Source organism: Caballeronia sp. LZ029, assembly GCF_031451275.1.
In the GTDB taxonomy this organism is placed as follows: domain Bacteria; phylum Pseudomonadota; class Gammaproteobacteria; order Burkholderiales; family Burkholderiaceae; genus Caballeronia; species Caballeronia jiangsuensis.
This window is the reverse complement of sequence record NZ_JARUXO010000001.1, coordinates 646,502-663,596: the sequence shown is the minus strand read 5'-3', so window position 1 is coordinate 663,596 and position 17,095 is coordinate 646,502. Positions and strand designations below refer to the sequence as shown.

General features: G+C 62.4%; 15 protein-coding genes. 12 read left to right on the top strand and 3 right to left on the bottom strand.

All coding sequences use genetic code 11. The annotated features are described in order from the left end of the window. Positions 1–43 precede the first annotated feature (43 nt). The 6 genes from QCE73_RS03045 (at position 44) to dut (ending at position 7,197) form a co-directional block, all read left to right on the top strand. Complete coding sequence (locus QCE73_RS03045) at positions 44–1,039, top strand: bifunctional riboflavin kinase/FAD synthetase (RefSeq protein ID WP_035497892.1); 996 nt, start codon at positions 44–46, stop codon at positions 1,037–1,039. Between the two features lie 92 nt (positions 1,040–1,131). After that, a complete protein-coding gene (gene ileS / locus QCE73_RS03040; protein ID WP_309879706.1) occupies positions 1,132–3,963 on the top strand; it encodes an isoleucine--tRNA ligase in 2,832 nt (943 codons plus the stop codon). Beyond that, positions 3,963–4,469, top strand: coding sequence for a signal peptidase II (gene lspA, locus QCE73_RS03035; RefSeq protein WP_309879705.1), 507 nt, complete (start codon positions 3,963–3,965; stop codon positions 4,467–4,469). Before ileS ends, lspA begins: the two co-directional genes overlap by 1 nt. Positions 4,470–4,524: 55 nt before the next feature. Beyond that, complete coding sequence (coaBC, locus tag QCE73_RS03030) at positions 4,525–5,733, top strand: bifunctional phosphopantothenoylcysteine decarboxylase/phosphopantothenate--cysteine ligase CoaBC (protein WP_035497889.1); 1,209 nt, start codon at positions 4,525–4,527, stop codon at positions 5,731–5,733. A gap of 4 nt (positions 5,734–5,737) precedes the next feature. Continuing rightward, positions 5,738–6,739, top strand: coding sequence for an LLM class flavin-dependent oxidoreductase (locus QCE73_RS03025; protein ID WP_309879703.1), 1,002 nt, complete (start codon positions 5,738–5,740; stop codon positions 6,737–6,739). A gap of 11 nt (positions 6,740–6,750) precedes the next feature. Then, positions 6,751–7,197, top strand: coding sequence for a dUTP diphosphatase (dut, locus tag QCE73_RS03020; protein WP_187607343.1), 447 nt, complete (start codon positions 6,751–6,753; stop codon positions 7,195–7,197). Between the two features lie 69 nt (positions 7,198–7,266). On the opposite strand, the gene clpA is transcribed toward dut, so the two are convergent. Then, positions 7,267–9,570: an ATP-dependent Clp protease ATP-binding subunit ClpA gene (gene clpA, locus QCE73_RS03015; RefSeq protein ID WP_035497886.1), complete on the bottom strand. Its 2,304-nt coding sequence runs from the start codon at positions 9,568–9,570 to the stop codon at positions 7,267–7,269. Further along, a complete protein-coding gene (gene clpS, locus QCE73_RS03010; protein ID WP_014190611.1) occupies positions 9,567–9,881 on the bottom strand; it encodes an ATP-dependent Clp protease adapter ClpS in 315 nt (104 codons plus the stop codon). The genes clpA and clpS overlap by 4 nt, the downstream gene beginning before the upstream one ends. A gap of 519 nt (positions 9,882–10,400) precedes the next feature. Here clpS and QCE73_RS03005 point away from each other — a divergent pair. Further along, positions 10,401–10,607, top strand: a complete 207-nt coding sequence (locus QCE73_RS03005) for a cold-shock protein (RefSeq protein WP_035497884.1) — start codon at positions 10,401–10,403, stop codon at positions 10,605–10,607. A 158-nt stretch (positions 10,608–10,765) separates the two neighbouring features. On the opposite strand, the gene icd is transcribed toward QCE73_RS03005, so the two are convergent. Further along, positions 10,766–12,022 carry an NADP-dependent isocitrate dehydrogenase gene (gene icd, locus QCE73_RS03000; protein ID WP_035497883.1) on the bottom strand — a complete coding sequence of 419 codons (1,257 nt, stop codon included), beginning with the start codon at positions 12,020–12,022 and terminating at the stop codon, positions 10,766–10,768. A 204-nt stretch (positions 12,023–12,226) separates the two neighbouring features. Between icd and QCE73_RS02995 the strand changes: the two genes are divergently transcribed. The 5 genes from QCE73_RS02995 (at position 12,227) to QCE73_RS02975 (ending at position 17,004) form a co-directional block, all read left to right on the top strand. Next, positions 12,227–12,802 carry a pseudouridine synthase gene (locus tag QCE73_RS02995; RefSeq protein ID WP_309879697.1) on the top strand — a complete coding sequence of 192 codons (576 nt, stop codon included), beginning with the start codon at positions 12,227–12,229 and terminating at the stop codon, positions 12,800–12,802. Between the two features lie 384 nt (positions 12,803–13,186). Further along, a complete protein-coding gene (locus QCE73_RS02990) occupies positions 13,187–13,393 on the top strand; it encodes a hypothetical protein (protein ID WP_075583803.1) in 207 nt (68 codons plus the stop codon). A gap of 252 nt (positions 13,394–13,645) precedes the next feature. Beyond that, a complete protein-coding gene (locus QCE73_RS02985; protein WP_250483156.1) occupies positions 13,646–14,110 on the top strand; it encodes a DUF192 domain-containing protein in 465 nt (154 codons plus the stop codon). Between the two features lie 214 nt (positions 14,111–14,324). Next, complete coding sequence (fusA, locus tag QCE73_RS02980; protein WP_035497880.1) at positions 14,325–16,430, top strand: elongation factor G; 2,106 nt, start codon at positions 14,325–14,327, stop codon at positions 16,428–16,430. 91 nt (positions 16,431–16,521) lie between these two features. Beyond that, positions 16,522–17,004 (top strand): cupin domain-containing protein, encoded by a 483-nt coding sequence (locus QCE73_RS02975; protein ID WP_035497879.1) that lies wholly within the window; start codon positions 16,522–16,524, stop codon positions 17,002–17,004. Positions 17,005–17,095 lie beyond the last annotated feature (91 nt).

The following is a 17,095-nucleotide window of genomic DNA, read 5'->3' as shown; positions in this document are numbered from 1 at the left end:
AACGCTTTGCAGCATCAGCCCCTCCCATCGACCATCGCCTATCGTGAGAGTCTTTCGCGGCCTCCCCAATGCCGAAAGCCGGGCGCCCTGCGCACTGACCATCGGCAATTTCGACGGTGTCCATCGTGGTCACCAGGCGCTGCTCGCGCACGTGCGGGCCGCCGCCGACGCGCGCGGCCTGCCGGTCTGCGTGATGACCTTCGAGCCGCATCCGCGCGAGTTCTTCAATCCGGCGGGCGCGCCGCCGCGTATCGCGATGCTGCGCGACAAGCTCGAAGCGCTGCGCACCAACGGCGTCGATCGCGTGGTGGTCGAGCATTTCAACAAGACGTTCGCGGGACAGTCGCCTGACACCTTCGTGAAGAACGTCATCGTCGATGGCCTGCACGCGCGCTGGGTCATGGTCGGCGACGACTTCTGCTACGGCGCGAAACGCGCGGGCAACTTCGATTCCCTGAAAGCCGCCGGCGAAAAGTACGGCTTCGAGGTCGAGCAGATGGCCACGGTCGCGCATCCGAACGGCGCGCGCATTTCATCGTCGTCGGTGCGGGCGTCGCTCGTCGCGGGCGATCTCGACGCGGCGCAAGTCGCGCTCGGGCGACCGTACATCATCAGCGGGCACGTCGTGCACGGCGCGAAGCTCGGCCGCGATCTCGGCTTTCCCACGCTGAATCTGCCGATCGCGCACAAGCGGCCGGCGCTCGCGGGCATTTTCGTGGTGCGCGTGCACGGTCTCGCCGATGAACCGCTGCCCGCCGTCGCGAGCCTCGGTCTGCGTCCGACCGTCGACGATTCCGGCCGCGTGCTGCTCGAAGTCTTCGTGCTCGACTGGCACGGCGACGCGTACGGCAAGCTCGTGCGTGTCGAATTCCTGAAGAAGCTGCGCGACGAGGAGAAGTACGTCGACCTCGAAACGCTGTCCGCCGCGATCGCAAAGGATGTCGATAACGCACGCGCGTATTTCGGCCTTCCGCCTGCGAGCAACGCCGGCAGCCGCGCCACCGGCTTCGCCATTTCGGCGACCGACCGAATTAGGTGAGCGCGCGGTGCTTTCTGCGCCGCCCGCTGCCCCGTCATCGACGTATCGCGCGCTGAATCAAGCGCCGTCTCACCGAATTCACCGAGTCATTCATGAGCGACAAGAAAGAGAAAGCCTCTTCGAAGTATCCCGTCAACCTGCTCGACACGCCCTTCCCGATGCGCGGCGACCTGCCCAAGCGTGAACCCGCGTGGGTCAAGCAATGGCAGGACGACAAGATCTACGAGAAGATCCGCGCCGCATCGAAGGGCCGCAAGAAGTTCATCCTGCACGACGGCCCGCCGTACGCGAACGGCGACATCCACCTGGGTCACGCGGTCAACAAGATCCTGAAGGACATGATCGTCAAGGCGCGCAATCTCGCGGGCTTCGACGCGGTCTACGTGCCGGGCTGGGACTGCCACGGCATGCCGATCGAAATCCAGATCGAAAAGCAGTTCGGCAAGTCGCTGCCCGCCGCCGAAGTGATGCAAAAGGCGCGCGCCTACGCAGGCGAGCAGATCGAGAAGCAAAAGATCGGCTTCCGGCGTCTGGGCGTTCTGGGCGACTGGGACAATCCGTACAAGACGATGAACTTCGCCAACGAGGCGGGCGAAATCCGCGCGCTCGGCAAGATCATGGAAAAGGGCTACGTGTTTCGCGGCCTCAAGCCGGTGAACTGGTGCTTCGACTGCGGCTCTGCGCTGGCCGAAGCGGAAGTCGAGTACAAGGACAAGACCGATCCGACCATCGACGTGATGTTCGCGTTCGCGGAACCCGAGAAGACGGCGCAGGCGTTCGGCCTGAACGGGTTGCCGAAGACGGAAGGCGGCATCGTCATCTGGACGACGACGCCCTGGACCATTCCCGCCAATCAGGCGTTGAACGTGCATCCGGAGATCGTCTACGCGCTCGTCGATACGCCGCGCGGCCTGCTGATTCTCGCGCAGGAGCGCGTCGAAGCGTGCCTGCAGAATTACGGCCTTTCGGGCGAAGTCATCGCCACGGCGACCGGCGAAAAGCTTGCCAACCTGCGCTTCCATCATCCGCTCGCGGCCGCGCATCCGGGCTACAAGCGCACGTCGCCCGTCTATCTCGGCGATTACGTGACGACCGAAAGCGGCACGGGCATCGTGCACTCGTCGCCGGCGTATGGCGTGGAAGACTTCGTGTCGTGCAAGGCGCACGGCATGGCCGATTCCGACATCATCAACCCCGTCATGGGCGATGGCCACTACATCGAATCGCTGCCGCTCTTCGGCGGGCTGTCGATCTGGAAAGCGAATCCGCAGATCGTTGAAGCGCTCGAAGGCGCAGGCTCGCTTCTGAAAAGCGAGAAGTACACGCACAGCTACATGCACTGCTGGCGCCATAAGTCGGCGATCATCTATCGCGCCACGTCGCAATGGTTCGCCGGCATGGATGTCACGCCCAAAGACGGCGGCAAGACGCTGCGCGAGACCGCGCTCGAAGGCGTCGAGAATACGGCGTTCTATCCGTCGTGGGGCAAGCAGCGTCTTTACAGCATGATCGCGAACCGTCCCGACTGGACGCTCTCGCGCCAGCGGCAATGGGGCGTGCCGATGGCGTTCTTCGTGCACAAGGAAACCGGCGAGCTGCATCCGCGCACGCCGGAGCTGCTGGAGGAAGTGGCGAAGCGCGTCGAGGAAGGCGGCATCGAAACGTGGCAGAAACTCGATCCGCGCGAACTGATCGGCGACGACGCCAACATGTACGAAAAGAACCGCGACACGCTCGACGTGTGGTTCGACTCCGGCACGACGCACTGGCACGTGCTGCGCGGCTCGCACAAGGACTCGCTGCAATTCCCGGCCGACCTTTATCTCGAAGGCTCGGACCAGCATCGCGGCTGGTTCCATTCGTCGCTGCTCACGGCGTCGATGCTCGATGGCCGTCCGCCCTACGACGCGCTGCTCACGCACGGCTTCACCGTCGATGGCGAAGGCCGCAAGATGTCGAAGTCGCTCGGCAACGGCATCGATCCGCATGAGGTGTCCAATCGCCTCGGCGCGGAAATCATCCGCTTGTGGATCGCATCGACGGACTATTCGGGCGAGCTCGCGATCTCCGAGGAAATCCTGAAGCGCGTGACGGAGACGTACCGGCGTATCCGCAACACGCTGCGCTTTCTGCTCGCGAATCTGTCGGACTTCGATTTCGACAAGAACGCGGTGCCGGTGCAGGACTGGCTCGAAATCGATCGTTACGCGGTCGCGCTCACGCACAACCTTCAGAACGACGCGCTCTCGCACTACGAGAAGTACGAGTTCCATCCGGTGGTCGCGAAGATCGCGACGTTCTGCTCGGAAGACCTCGGCGGCTTCTATCTCGACGTGCTGAAGGACCGTCTCTACACGACGAAAGCCGATTCGCGCGAGCGCCGCAGCGCGCAGACTGCGCTGTACCACATCGCGCATGGCCTGCTGCGTCTGGTCGCGCCGTATCTCTCGTTCACGGCGGAAGAAGCGTACAAGGTGCTCAAGCCCGGTCAGGACACGATCTTCACCGAGGTCTACGCGCAGTATCCGGAGATCGCGAGCTCGGGCGAACTGCTCGACAAGTGGACGCTCATCCGCAACGCGCGCGGCGACGTGACGAAGGCGCTGGAAGAAGCGCGCACGGCGAACCAGATCGGCTCGTCGCTGCAGGCCGAAGTGGTGGTCCGCGCGAGCGGCGCGCGTTACGACGCGCTCGCAAGCCTCGGCGATGCACTGCGCTTCGTGCTCATCACGTCATCGGCCGGGCTGGAAAGAGTGGCGGGCGAAGCGGAAGAAGGCGTCGATGTCACCGCGTCGAGCTACATGAAGTGCGAGCGCTGCTGGCACTACTGCGCGGACGTCGGCTCGCACGCGGATCATCCGGGTTTGTGCGGCCGCTGCTTCTCCAACCTCTTCGGCGCCGGCGAAACGCGAGGCGCAGCATAATGGCTCGAACGATGGCGAAACAAACTTCCAGCAGTGGATCGCTTGCGCCGTGGCTCGGCGTCGCGCTGATCGTGATCCTGTTCGACCAGTTGACGAAGATCGCCGTGCAGCGCGTGTTCGCCTACGGCGATCCGCACGCGCTCACACCTTTCTTCAACCTGCTGCTCGTCTACAACCGCGGCGCAGCGTTCAGCTTCCTCGCGATGGCGGGCGGCTGGCAGCGCTGGGCGTTCACGGCGCTGGGCGTCGTCGCGGCAATCGTGATCTGCTATCTGCTCAGGAAGCATTCGGGACAGCGGCTCTTCTGCACGGCGCTCGCGCTCATCATGGGCGGCGCCATCGGCAACGTGATCGACCGGATCGCGTACGGGCACGTCATCGACTTCCTGGACTTTCACGTTCACGCGTGGCACTGGCCGGCGTTCAATCTCGCCGACAGCGCGATCACCGTCGGCGCGGTGCTGCTGGTGTTCGACGAATTGCGGCGCGTGCGCGGTTCGAAGTGATGTTTCCAGTGCGGCTCCCTTCACGGAGCCGCTCTTTCTTTGCGATGGAGGCAAGTTGGAACTCGCGGGCAAACATCTCGTTTTAGGGCTGACCGGCGGCATCGCCTGTTACAAGATCGCGGAACTCACGCGTTTGCTCATCAAGGCCGGCGCGACCGTGCAGATCGTGATGACCGAAGCGGCCACGCAGTTCATCACACCCGTCACGATGCAGGCGCTTTCGGGCCGTCCCGTGTACACGTCGCAGTGGGATGCGCGCATGCCGAACAACATGCCGCACATCGATCTCTCGCGCGAGGCGGATGCCATCGTCATCGCGCCCGCCTCCACCGACTTTCTCGCGAAGCTCGCGCACGGCATGTGCGACGACCTGCTCTCGACGCTCGCCATCGCGCGTGATTGTCCGCTGCTCGTGGTTCCGGCGATGAACCGGCAAATGTGGCAAAGCCCGCCGACGCAACGCAACGTTGCGCAGCTTCGCGCCGACGGCGTCGAAGTGCTCGGGCCGGATTCGGGTTCGCAGGCGTGCGGCGAAGTCGGCGACGGCCGCATGATCGAGCCGGAAGCCGCGTTCGAAGCGATCTGCGCGTTCTTCCAGCCGAAGATTCTGCGTGGCCAGCGCGTGCTCATTACGGCGGGCCCGACCTTCGAGCCGCTCGATCCGGTGCGCGGCATCACCAATCGCTCGTCGGGCAAGATGGGCTTCGCGCTCGCGCGCGCGGCGGCGCAGGCGGGCGCGGATGTGCATCTCGTCGCCGGTCCGGTGTCGTTGCCGACGCCGTGGGGCGTGTATCGCGAGGACGTGCAGACCGCGCAGCAGATGCACGACGCCGTCATGGCCGCGACGCCCGACGCGGATATCTTCATCGCGGTGGCGGCGGTCGCGGACTGGCGCGTGGATCATGTCAGCGCGCACAAGATCAAGAAGACCGGCGATGCGTTGCCCACGTTCAGCTTCGTCGAGAATCCCGACATTCTCGCGACGGTGGCGAAGCTGCCGAATCCGCCCTACTGCGTCGGCTTCGCGGCCGAGAGCGGCGATCTCGACGTGCACGGCGCGGAAAAACGCCAGCGCAAGGGCGTGCCGCTCCTGATCGGCAATATCGGTCAGCTCACGTTCGGCCGCGACGACAACGAAGTCGTGCTTTTCGAAGCAAGCGGAACGACGCCGCTGCCGCGCGCCGGCAAGCAGGAACTCGCGCGCACGCTGATCGCGGAGATCGCCCGACGCGCGCCGAAAACCGGCGGCCCGCTGCTCTCCTGACACGATGACCAAGCTCTCCGTTCTCGACCAGACGCCGGTCATCCACGGCCACAGCGTCGCTGACGCCATCGCCGCGACGCTCGACCTCGCACAGCTCGCCGATGATCTCGGCTATACGCGCTACTGGTGCGCCGAGCATCACGGCTTGTACGGCGTATCGAATCCGTGTCCCGAAGTGATGCTCGCGCGCATCGGCAGTCTGACGAAGCGTATCCGCATCGGTTCGGGTGGCGTGATGCTGCCGTATTACTCGTCGTTCAAGGTCGCCGAGCAATTCCTGATGCTCGAAGCGCTGTTCCCGAATCGCGTGGATCTCGGCGTCGGTCGCGCGCCCGGCGGCGACATGCACACGGCGCAGGCGGTCGCGGCGGGTTCGTACAATCGCGGCGACATGTTCCCTCAGCAAGTCGCCGAACTGATCGCGCTCTTCAGCGGCAAGCTTCCCGACGATTCGCTCGCCAAGGGCGTGCTGTTGCAACCGCAGATCGACACGCGTCCCCAGTTGTGGATGCTCGGCTCCAGCGATTTCGGCGGCTTGCTCGCCGCGCAACTCGGCATCCGTTTCGCGTTCGCGCATTTCATCAACGCGCAGTATGGGCCGAGCGTGGCGGAGGCGTATCGCGAGCGCTTCACGCCGGGTCACGAAGCGAACCCGTATCTCGCCGCGGCGGTGTTCGTGATTTGCGCCGATATGGATCGCGAAGCCGAAGCGCTCGAACGCGCGGTCGATCTGCGCCGCGTGCAGATGGCGTACGGGCTCAATCAGCCGATTCCATCGATCGCGCAGGGCATCTCGCAGGTCTACGGCGCGCGCGAACTCGCGGTGATCGCGCATGAGAAGGCGCGCAGCATCATCGGCACGCCGGAACGCGTGACGGAGAAACTGCACGCGCTGCAGGAACAATTCGATGCCGACGAACTGATCGTGATAACGGTCGCCGGCAGCTACGCCGCACGCACGCGGTCCTATCAACTTTTGGCCGAAGCGTTCGAACTCGGCCGCTGAAACATCGATCCATGAAACTCGACGTCAAGATTCTCGACGCGCGCATGCGCGACTTCATGCCCGCCTACGCCACGCCCGGCAGCGCGGGCCTCGATCTGCGCGCGTGTCTCGATGCGCCGCTCGTCATCGAGCCGCATCAGACCGTGCTCGTGCCGACCGGCCTCGCCATTCATCTCGCCGATCCCGGCTACGCCGCGTTGATCCTGCCGCGCTCGGGTCTGGGTCACAAGCATGGCATCGTGCTCGGCAATCTCGTCGGGCTGATCGATTCGGATTATCAAGGCCAACTGATGGTCTCGACATGGAATCGCGGCGACACCGCGTTCACGCTCAATCCGATGGAACGTCTTGCGCAAATGGTGATCGTGCCCGTCGTGCAAGCGGCGTTCAATATCGTCGATGACTTCGAGGCGAGCGAGCGCGGCGCGGGCGGTTTCGGCAGCACGGGCAAGCACTGAGCTTTTTCGGCACGAAAAAAAACGGCGCGGTCGAAACCGCGCCGTTTTCACTTCCAAAGACCCCTACGATTAATCCACTTCGATTGCTTCCGGATTCGGATTGCGCGGCGGCGTCGAGTTCTCGTCGAACGTGAGCTGCACCTTGTCGTCCGCATCGACATCCACCGTCACCCGGCCACCGTTGAGCAGCTTGCCGAACAGCAGTTCGTCGGCCAGTGCACGACGTATCGTGTCCTGAATCAGACGCTGCATCGGGCGCGCGCCCATCAGCGGATCGAAACCGTGCTTCGCGAGATGCTTGCGCAACGCATCGGTGAAGACCGCATCGACCTTCTTCTCGTGCAACTGATCTTCCAGTTGCATGAGGAACTTGTCGACCACGCGCAGGATGATTTCCTCGTCCAGCGAGCGGAAGCTGATGATCGAGTCCAGACGGTTACGGAACTCCGGCGTGAACATGCGCTTGATGTCGGCCATCTCGTCGCCCGACTCACGGCGCGACGTGAAACCGATCACCGACTTGCCCATCGTTTCGGCGCCCGCATTCGTCGTCATGATGATGATGACGTTGCGGAAGTCCGCCTTGCGGCCGTTGTTGTCCGTCAGCGTGCCGTGATCCATCACCTGCAACAGCACGTTGTAGATGTCCGGATGCGCCTTCTCGATTTCGTCGAGCAGCAGCACGCAATGCGGCTTCTTCGTGACGGCTTCGGTCAACAGACCGCCCTGGTCGAACCCGACATAGCCCGGCGGCGCGCCGATCAACCGGCTGACCGCATGACGCTCCATGTACTCGGACATGTCGAAGCGCAGCAGTTCGATGCCGAGCGTGAACGCCAGTTGCTTCGCGACCTCGGTCTTGCCGACGCCCGTCGGACCGGAGAACAGGAACGCGCCGATCGGCTTGTCCGTCTTGCCGAGGCCCGCGCGCGCCATCTTGATCGATGCCGACAGCGCATCGATAGCCGGATCCTGACCAAACACGACGGCCTTTAGATCGCGATCGAGCGTCTGGAGCTTGCTGCGGTCGTCCTGCGACACGCTCTGCGGCGGCACGCGCGCGATCTTCGAGATGATCTCTTCGATCTCGCTCTTGCCGATGGTCTTCTTCTGCTTCGACTTCGGCAGGATGCGTTGCGCGGCGCCCGCTTCGTCGATCACGTCGATGGCCTTGTCCGGCAAATGACGATCCGTGATGAAGCGCGCCGACAGTTCCGCCGCCGCCGACAACGCACCCGACGAATACTTCACGCCGTGATGCTCCTCGAAGCGCGTCTTGAGGCCGCGCAGGATCGCGACGGTCTGCTCGACGGTCGGCTCCGTGACATCCACTTTCTGGAAACGACGCGACAAGGCCGCGTCCTTCTCGAAGATGCCGCGATACTCCGTGAACGTGGTCGCGCCGATGCACTTCAACTGCCCCGACGACAGCGCCGGCTTCAGCAGATTCGATGCATCCAGCGTGCCGCCCGAAGCGGCGCCCGCGCCGATCAGCGTATGAATTTCGTCGATGAACAGAATGGCGTGCGGACGCTCCTTCAGTTCCTTGAGCACCGTCTTCAGGCGTTGCTCGAAATCGCCGCGATACTTCGTGCCTGCGAGCAGCGCGCCCATGTCGAGCGAGTACACCTGCGCGTCGGCGAGAATGTCCGGCACTTCGCCGCGCGTGATGCGCCACGCGAGGCCTTCGGCGATCGCGGTCTTGCCCACGCCGGCTTCACCGACGAGCAGCGGATTGTTCTTGCGCCGGCGGCACAGCACCTGCACCACGCGCTCGACTTCCAGCTCGCGGCCGATCAGCGGATCGATCTTGCCGTCCTTCGCGAGCTGATTGAGGTTCTGCGTGAACTGCGCGAGCGGCGTTTCCTTCTGCGCGGCGGCGTCTTCCGATTCCGGATTGGCTTCGCTGTTCGTCTTCGCGGCGTCGCCGGTGTTCGTCTTGGCGATTCCGTGCGAAATGAAATTCACGACATCCAGACGCGTCACGCCCTGCTGCTGCAGGTAGTACACCGCGTGCGAGTCCTTCTCGCCGAAGATCGCAACCAGCACGTTCGCGCCGGTCACTTCCTTCTTGCCGTTCGAGGTCGATTGCACGTGCATGATCGCGCGCTGGATCACGCGCTGGAAACCAAGCGTCGGCTGAGTATCGACGTCGTCCGTGCCCGGCACGGTCGGCGTGTTGTCATGAATGAAATTGCGCAGGTTCTGACGCAAATCTTCAATGTTGGCTGCGCAGGCGCGCAACACTTCAGCCGCGGTCGGATTGTCCAACAGGGCGAGCAAGAGATGCTCGACCGTTATGAACTCGTGCCGCGCCTGACGTGCTTCCATAAACGCCATGTGCAGACTGACTTCCAGTTCCTGGGCAATCATGCTTCCTCCATCACGCACTGCAGCGGATGTCCCGCTTGCCTTGCATGGCTAACGACTTGCTCAACTTTGGTCGACGCGATATCCCGCGTGTAGACCCCACAAACTCCCCTGCCTTCGCGATGAACCTTCAGCATGATCTGCGTCGCAGTCTCACGATCTTTATTGAAGTATTCCTGCACGACCATCACGACGAATTCCATCGGCGTGAAGTCATCATTCAGCAGCACCACCTTGTACATGGCCGGCTTCTTGAGCTTCTGCTCCTGCCGCTCCAGTACAGTGCCATCCTGCTTGTTGGGATTGATCGCCATACACCCATTCTAAACAACACGGACGTCCCCGCAATCACCGCTCCAGCACCGACCGCCCGGTCGGAATGAAACGCTGAAAACTGCAATCGCGCAGCTACCGTCCATCGAATCCTGCCGCTGCCCAACGCTTCGGCGCGGCCCGCTTGCACCTCGTCAAAACGAGTATCGCACAGCTTCAAAAAAAACAAACCGAGCACCAGGCGCCGCGGGCCGCCAGGTAACACACAAGTGAGTCGATTATGCGACTTTTCAAGATGGCGTGCTTGGACGGCAGCGCACACGCAAAGCAGGAATTACCCTACGAATGCGCTCTTTGCAACGAGCTTAACGGCCATCCCAAAAATTCCTTGACACCCGATTTAAGAGATTTAACAATCAAACTGGCACTTTTTTCCGGGGGCCAACCACGGACGAAAAAAGAGGCCGAGGTGAGCTTGTGAGGAGGGGGCGGTTCACATTGTGGGGTGGCCGCATTTCGAGCGTGCTCTGGGTGCGACAAGAGTTAGAGGGGAAGTACGAATGTCTACTGGTACGGTCAAGTGGTTCAACGACGCGAAAGGCTACGGATTCATCACGCCCGATGAAGGCGGCGAGGATCTGTTCGCACATTTCTCGGCGATTCAAATGAACGGTTTCAAGACTCTCAAGGAAGGCCAGAAGGTCAGCTTCGAGATCGTCCAGGGACCTAAGGGCAAACAAGCTTCGAACATCCAGGAATCGGCCTGACCGTTCGATCGGACTTTGCCTCGTGAAACCCGGCCCTGGCGCCGGGTTTTTTTGCGCCCCGCGCTTTCTCGCATATGAGGCACGGGCGCAATTTAAAAACCCCGAAAGGCGTAAGCCTTCCGGGGTTTTTATTTAACACATCGAACCGAGGTGAGTCCTCACATATTGTCGATCATCACCTGTCCGAAGCCCGAACACGAAACCTGCGTCGCGCCTTCCATCAGGCGTGCGAAGTCGTAGGTGACGCGTTTCGAGAGAATCGACTGCTCCATCGACGCGATGATGCGATCCGCCGCTTCGACCCAGCCGAGATGCCGCAGCATCATTTCAGCGGAGAGGATTTCCGAGCCCGGGTTCACGTAGTCCTTGCCCGCGTATTTCGGCGCCGTGCCGTGCGTCGCTTCGAACATCGCGACGGAATCCGACATGTTCGCGCCCGGCGCGATGCCAATGCCGCCCACCTGCGCCGCCAGCGCGTCCGAGATGTAGTCGCCGTTCAGGTTGAGCGTGGCGATCACGTCGTATTCGGCCGGACGCAACAGGATTTGCTGCAGGAACGCGTCGGCGATCACATCCTTCACGACGATGTCGTTGCCCGACTTCGGGTTCTTCACCTTCATCCACGGACCGCCGTCGATCAGTTCCGCGTTGAATTCCTTCTGCGCGAGCGCGTAACCGTAGTCGCGGAACGCGCCTTCGGTGAACTTCATGATGTTGCCCTTGTGCACGAGCGTCACCGAGCGGCGGTCGTGGTCGATCGCGTATTGAATCGCCTTGCGCACGAGCCGTTCCGTGCCCTCGCGCGACACAGGCTTGATGCCGAGCCCCGACGAATCCGGGAAACGGATCTTCGTCACGCCCATTTCCTCGCGCAGGAACTTGATGACCTTCTTCGCCTCGGCCGATTCAGCCGGCCATTCGACGCCCGCATAGATGTCTTCGGAGTTCTCACGGAAGATCACCATGTCGATCTTTTCGGGCTCGCGCACCGGCGACGGCACGCCCTTGAAGTAGCGCACCGGCCGCAGGCACACATACAGATCGAGTTGCTGACGAAGCGCCACGTTCAGCGACCGGATGCCGCCGCCGACAGGCGTCGTGAGCGGACCTTTGATCGACACGACGTAGTCCTTCACCGCGTCGAGCGATTCGTCCGGCAGCCACACGTCCGGGCCGTAGACGCGCGTCGCCTTTTCGCCCGCGAAGATTTCCATCCATTGAATCTTGCGCTTGCCGCCGTAGGCCTTTTCCACCGCCGCATCGACGACCTTGATCATCACCGGCGTGATGTCGACGCCGGTGCCGTCGCCCTCGATGTACGGGATGATCGGCTGATCCGAAACGTTGAGCGAGAAATCCGGGTTGACGGTGATCTTGTCACCGTCCGCCGGAACCTTGATGTGCTGATACGGCATGGTCGACTCCAAATAAGGCCGGACTTGAATGGGAGCAAACAAACTGGATAGAGAGCGATGCGATGCAGCATGGGGGGCGACGACGCACAGCCCCGATGTTGGTCACGACATCATTCTAACCATGCTGGCCTGCCCCGGCGCGCCCGAGGCGGCCATGCGCATGCATTAAGATGCCGCATCCGATCACGCCGCGCGCCGCCTCGCATGTCACTCATCGCCCTCAACAAGCCGTTCGGCACCATCTGCCAGTTCTCCGCGCACGAATCGCGCGCGTCGCTCGGCGACTGGGTGAAGACGCCGGGCGTGTATCCCGCGGGCAGGCTCGACGCGGACAGCGAAGGCCTGCTCCTGCTCACCGATGACGGCGCGTTGCAGGCGCGCATCGCGGAGCCGCGCCACAAGCTCGTGAAGCGCTACTGGGCGCAAGTCGAAGGCGCGCCCGACGACGCCGCGCTCGCGCGTCTCGCGAAAGGCGTCGATCTCGGCGACTATGTGACGCGCCCCTGTCGCACCGCGTTCGTCGATGAACGCGACACCGGCGCGCTCTGGCCGCGCACGCCGCCGATCCGCTATCGCGCCGCCATCCCGACGACGTGGATCGAGCTCGCCATCACCGAAGGCAAGAACCGGCAGGTCCGACGCATGACGGCGGCCGTCGGCTTTCCGACCTTGCGGCTCGTGCGCGTCGCGATCGGCGCGCTCGATATCTTCACTTTGGACATCGCGCCGGGTGAGAGCGTCGAGGTTCCACCGGGCGCGCCCTGGCAACGCCTTCGTTGAATCGCATTCAACTATCCCGAAAATAAGCGACATTGCTCGCTTCATTGCGATGTGTTTAAAGGCAATGTCATGAAGTTCGAGTAGCGCGTGTCGCGACTCGAATATTTTTTTGGTCTGCTGCGCAATTCTCTGTAAATCGCGTCAACCGACTCCTCTCGCGATGCGTTAAGGGCGTCAGATGCCGCGTAAAGCTATCCGGCATGAGCGAAAAACTGATTACAACAACCTGTGTGCTCCAGGGAGTTTGAAAGGTTCAAGCGTTCACAGTCGTATCGCGATTAATTTATCGAAGCGACTGTCAACCGAAAGGTAGGTGGCTCGTTTACCGAGATGACTCAATGACCGGGTCGTTTGGTTAATTAACTCAAGCTGAGGATTCACAAGATGAACAAACTGATCGCTGCTCTCGTCGCTGGCCTGTTCGCAACTGCCGCTTTCGCACAAGAAGCTTCGGCTCCGGCCGCTGCTGCTCCGGCAGCTGCTTCGTCGGCTCACAAGTCGACGGCGCACAAGAAGTCGCACAAGTCGTCGCACAAGTCGCACAAGAAGGCAGCCGCTTCGGCTCCGGAAGCCGCTTCGGCAGCTCAGTAAGTTCGTTGTAAACGGCGGTATAGCGAAGTCAAGAACGAGCATTACCGCCGTTTTTACGGCGTTGAAGGGCAGATGGCCGCAAGGCGTCTGCCCTTTTGTTTTGTGCTTGCGCATCGAGTAACATGCGCGGGGCCGCCGGCTTTCCGGCACAACGTTTGTCTTGAGAGGAGCATCGTCGTGAATCTGTTGTTGCGTGCCTTGGTGTCACCATTCAGTTCGACGGCTTCGGCCCGGCGCTCGCGCATCGCCGCCATGATTCGCGCATGTGTGATCGCGTTGCTGCTGCCGTTCGCGGCCGCGCCGCTCGCGCAGGCCCAGACGATGCCGCCCGGCGCCAAGCAGCCGTCCGATTTCCCGCGCGCGAAGCTCACCGCGGGCATGTACGTGATCGACGCCGCCGTCGCCGCGAACGATGCCGATCGCGAGCAAGGCCTCATGTATCGCACGAAGCTCGCGCCGAACGAAGGCATGCTCTTCGTGTTCAACGAAAACGCCGTGCATTGCTTCTGGATGAAGAACACGCTGATCCCGTTGTCGATCGCGTTCATACGCGCGGACGGCACGATCACCGACATCGACGAAATGCAGGCCGAAACCGAGAACAATCACTGCCCGCGCAACAACGGCGTGTACGCGCTCGAAATGTCCAAGGGCTGGTTCGCCGCGAAGGGCATCAAGCCCGGCATGCAACTCAAGGGCTTGCCGCGCGCGCAGTAAAGGCTTTTCGCCCGATCGGAAAACCGGCGTCGTCGCAAGGCACGCCGGTTTTTTTGCGTCCGAAAAGTCCCTTCCTCCGGGCTGGCAGGATTCCTGCAAAGAGCTTGCCGACGCGCTATCCTAAAAAGATTCAGCGCGACGCATCTCACCACTTCAGGTCGCGCCGATGGCCGCCGCATGGTGGCCAGGGTCGACACATCCACAGGAGGTTCACGTGCCCCGCAAGACTCCCATCGAGCGCTATCGGAATATAGGAATCAGCGCTCACATCGATGCCGGCAAGACGACGACTACCGAGCGCATCCTTTTCTACACCGGCGTGACGCACAAGATCGGCGAGGTTCACGACGGCGCGGCCACGATGGACTGGATGGAGCAGGAGCAGGAACGCGGCATCACGATCACCTCCGCGGCGACGACCGCCTTCTGGAAAGGCATGGCCGGCAACTATCCGGAACATCGGATCAACATCATCGACACGCCGGGACACGTCGATTTCACGATCGAGGTCGAGCGCTCGATGCGCGTGCTCGACGGCGCGTGCATGGTCTACGACTCGGTCGGCGGCGTGCAGCCGCAGTCGGAAACCGTGTGGCGTCAGGCGAACAAGTACAAGGTGCCGCGTATCGCGTTCGTCAACAAGATGGACCGCGTCGGCGCGGACTTCTTTCGCGTGCAGCGTCAGATCGCCGAGCGCCTCAAGGGCGTCGCGGTGCCGATCCAGATTCCGATCGGCGCGGAAGAGCATTTTCAGGGCGTCGTCGATCTCGTGAAGATGAAGGCGATCGTCTGGGACGACGACAGCCAGGGCATCAAGTTCAACTACGAAGAGATTCCCGACAATCTCAAGGAGCTCGCGCACGAGTGGCGCGAGAAGATGGTCGAGGCCGCCGCCGAATCGAGCGAGGAGTTGCTCGAAAAGTATCTCGAAGATCACGAGAGCCTGACGGAAGAAGAGATCAAGGCGGCGCTGCGCAAGCGCACCATCGCCAACGAGATCGTGCCGATGCTGTGCGGCAGCGCGTTCAAGAACAAGGGCGTGCAGGCGATGCTCGACGCGGTGATCGACTATCTGCCCTCGCCCGTCGATGTGCCCGCGATTCTCGGCCACACGGAAGACGACAAGGAAGCGGAACGCCATCCGAGCGATGACGAGCCGTTCTCCGCGCTCGCGTTCAAGATCATGACGGACCCGTTCGTCGGCCAGTTGATCTTCTTCCGCACCTATTCGGGCGTCGTGAATTCGGGCGACACGGTCTACAACCCGGTGAAGGAAAAGAAGGAGCGGCTCGGCCGCATCCTGCAGATGCACGCGAACGAGCGCAAGGAAATCAAGGAAGTGCGCGCGGGCGACATCGCGGCGGCGGTCGGTCTCAAGGAAGCGACGACCGGCGACACGCTCTGCGATCCCAATCACGTGATCATCCTCGAACGCATGATCTTCCCGGAGCCGGTGATCTCGCAGGCCGTCGAGCCGAAGACCAAGGCCGACCAGGAGAAGATGGGCATCGCGCTGAATCGTCTTGCGCAGGAAGATCCGTCGTTCCGCGTGGCGAGCGACGAGGAATCCGGCCAGACGATCATCTCCGGCATGGGCGAGCTGCACCTCGAAATTCTCGTCGACCGGATGAAGCGCGAATTCGGCGTCGAGGCGACAGTCGGCAAGCCGCAGGTCGCGTATCGCGAGACGGTGCGCAACAAGGTCGAGGACATCGAAGGCAAGTTCGTCAAGCAGTCGGGCGGGCGCGGCCAGTACGGTCATGCGGTGATCGCGCTGGAACCGGACCCGGGCAAGGGCTACGAGTTCGTCGACCAGATCAAGGGCGGCGTGATTCCGCGCGAATTCATCCCGGCCGTCGACAAGGGCATCCAGGAAACGCTCAAGGCGGGCGTGCTCGCGGGTTATCCCGTCGTCGATGTGAAGGTGCGGCTGACCTTCGGCTCGTATCACGACGTCGATTCGAACGAAAACGCGTTCCGCATGGCAGGCTCTATCGCTTTCAAGGAAGCGATGCGCAAGGCGAGACCGGTGCTGCTCGAACCGATGATGGCCGTCGAAGTCGAGACGCCCGAGGAATTCATGGGCAACGTGATGGGCGATCTGTCCGGCCGGCGCGGGCTCGTGCAGGGCATGGAAGACATCGCGGGCGGCGGCGGCAAGCTCGTGCGCGCGGAAGTGCCGCTCGCCGAGATGTTCGGCTACTCGACGTCGCTGCGTTCGCTGACGCAGGGCCGCGCGACCTACACGATGGAGTTCAAGCACTACGCCGAGACGCCGACGAACGTGTCCGAGGCGATCATCAACTCGAAAGCGAAATAATCGCGATCGAACCGTGTAGTATCGGAAGTCCGTTGCTCGCTCTGTTGGTGGCGGCAACGGGCTTTCCTTTATCCGCAGACGATAAACCGACATGAGCGACGCACATCAGCACATCGATTGGCGCGAACACGGCGTCAAGGTCATCAAGGGCGATCAGCTCGACACCAACACTCCGCAGACGCCGGGCATGAACCGCGCGGCCGCCATCAACGCGGCGCGCGTCGGCGCGCAGAAGATCTGGGCCGGCACGGTCACGATCCATCCGAATGCGAAGACGGGCGCGCATCATCACGGCGCGCTCGAAAGCGTCATCTACGTCGTGCGCGGTCAGGCGCGCATGCGCTGGGGCGAGCATCTGGAATTCACCGCCGAGGCCGGTCCCGGCGATTTCATTTTCGTGCCGCCCTACGTGCCGCATCAGGAAATCAATGCCAGCACCGACGATCCGCTCGAATGCGTGCTCGTGCGCAGCGACAATGAAGCGGTGGTGGTGAATCTCAACATCGATGCCGTGGAAAAGCCCGAGGAAGTCTATTGGGTCGATCCGATTCACAAGCATCCGCACGATCACTGAAGCGGGCGCGAGGCACGCGCGACGCAGACTCGGCGCGCGCCTTGCTACCGGCCAAAGACGCGGCGGCGCTTTTCGGCGCGGCTAACCTGAT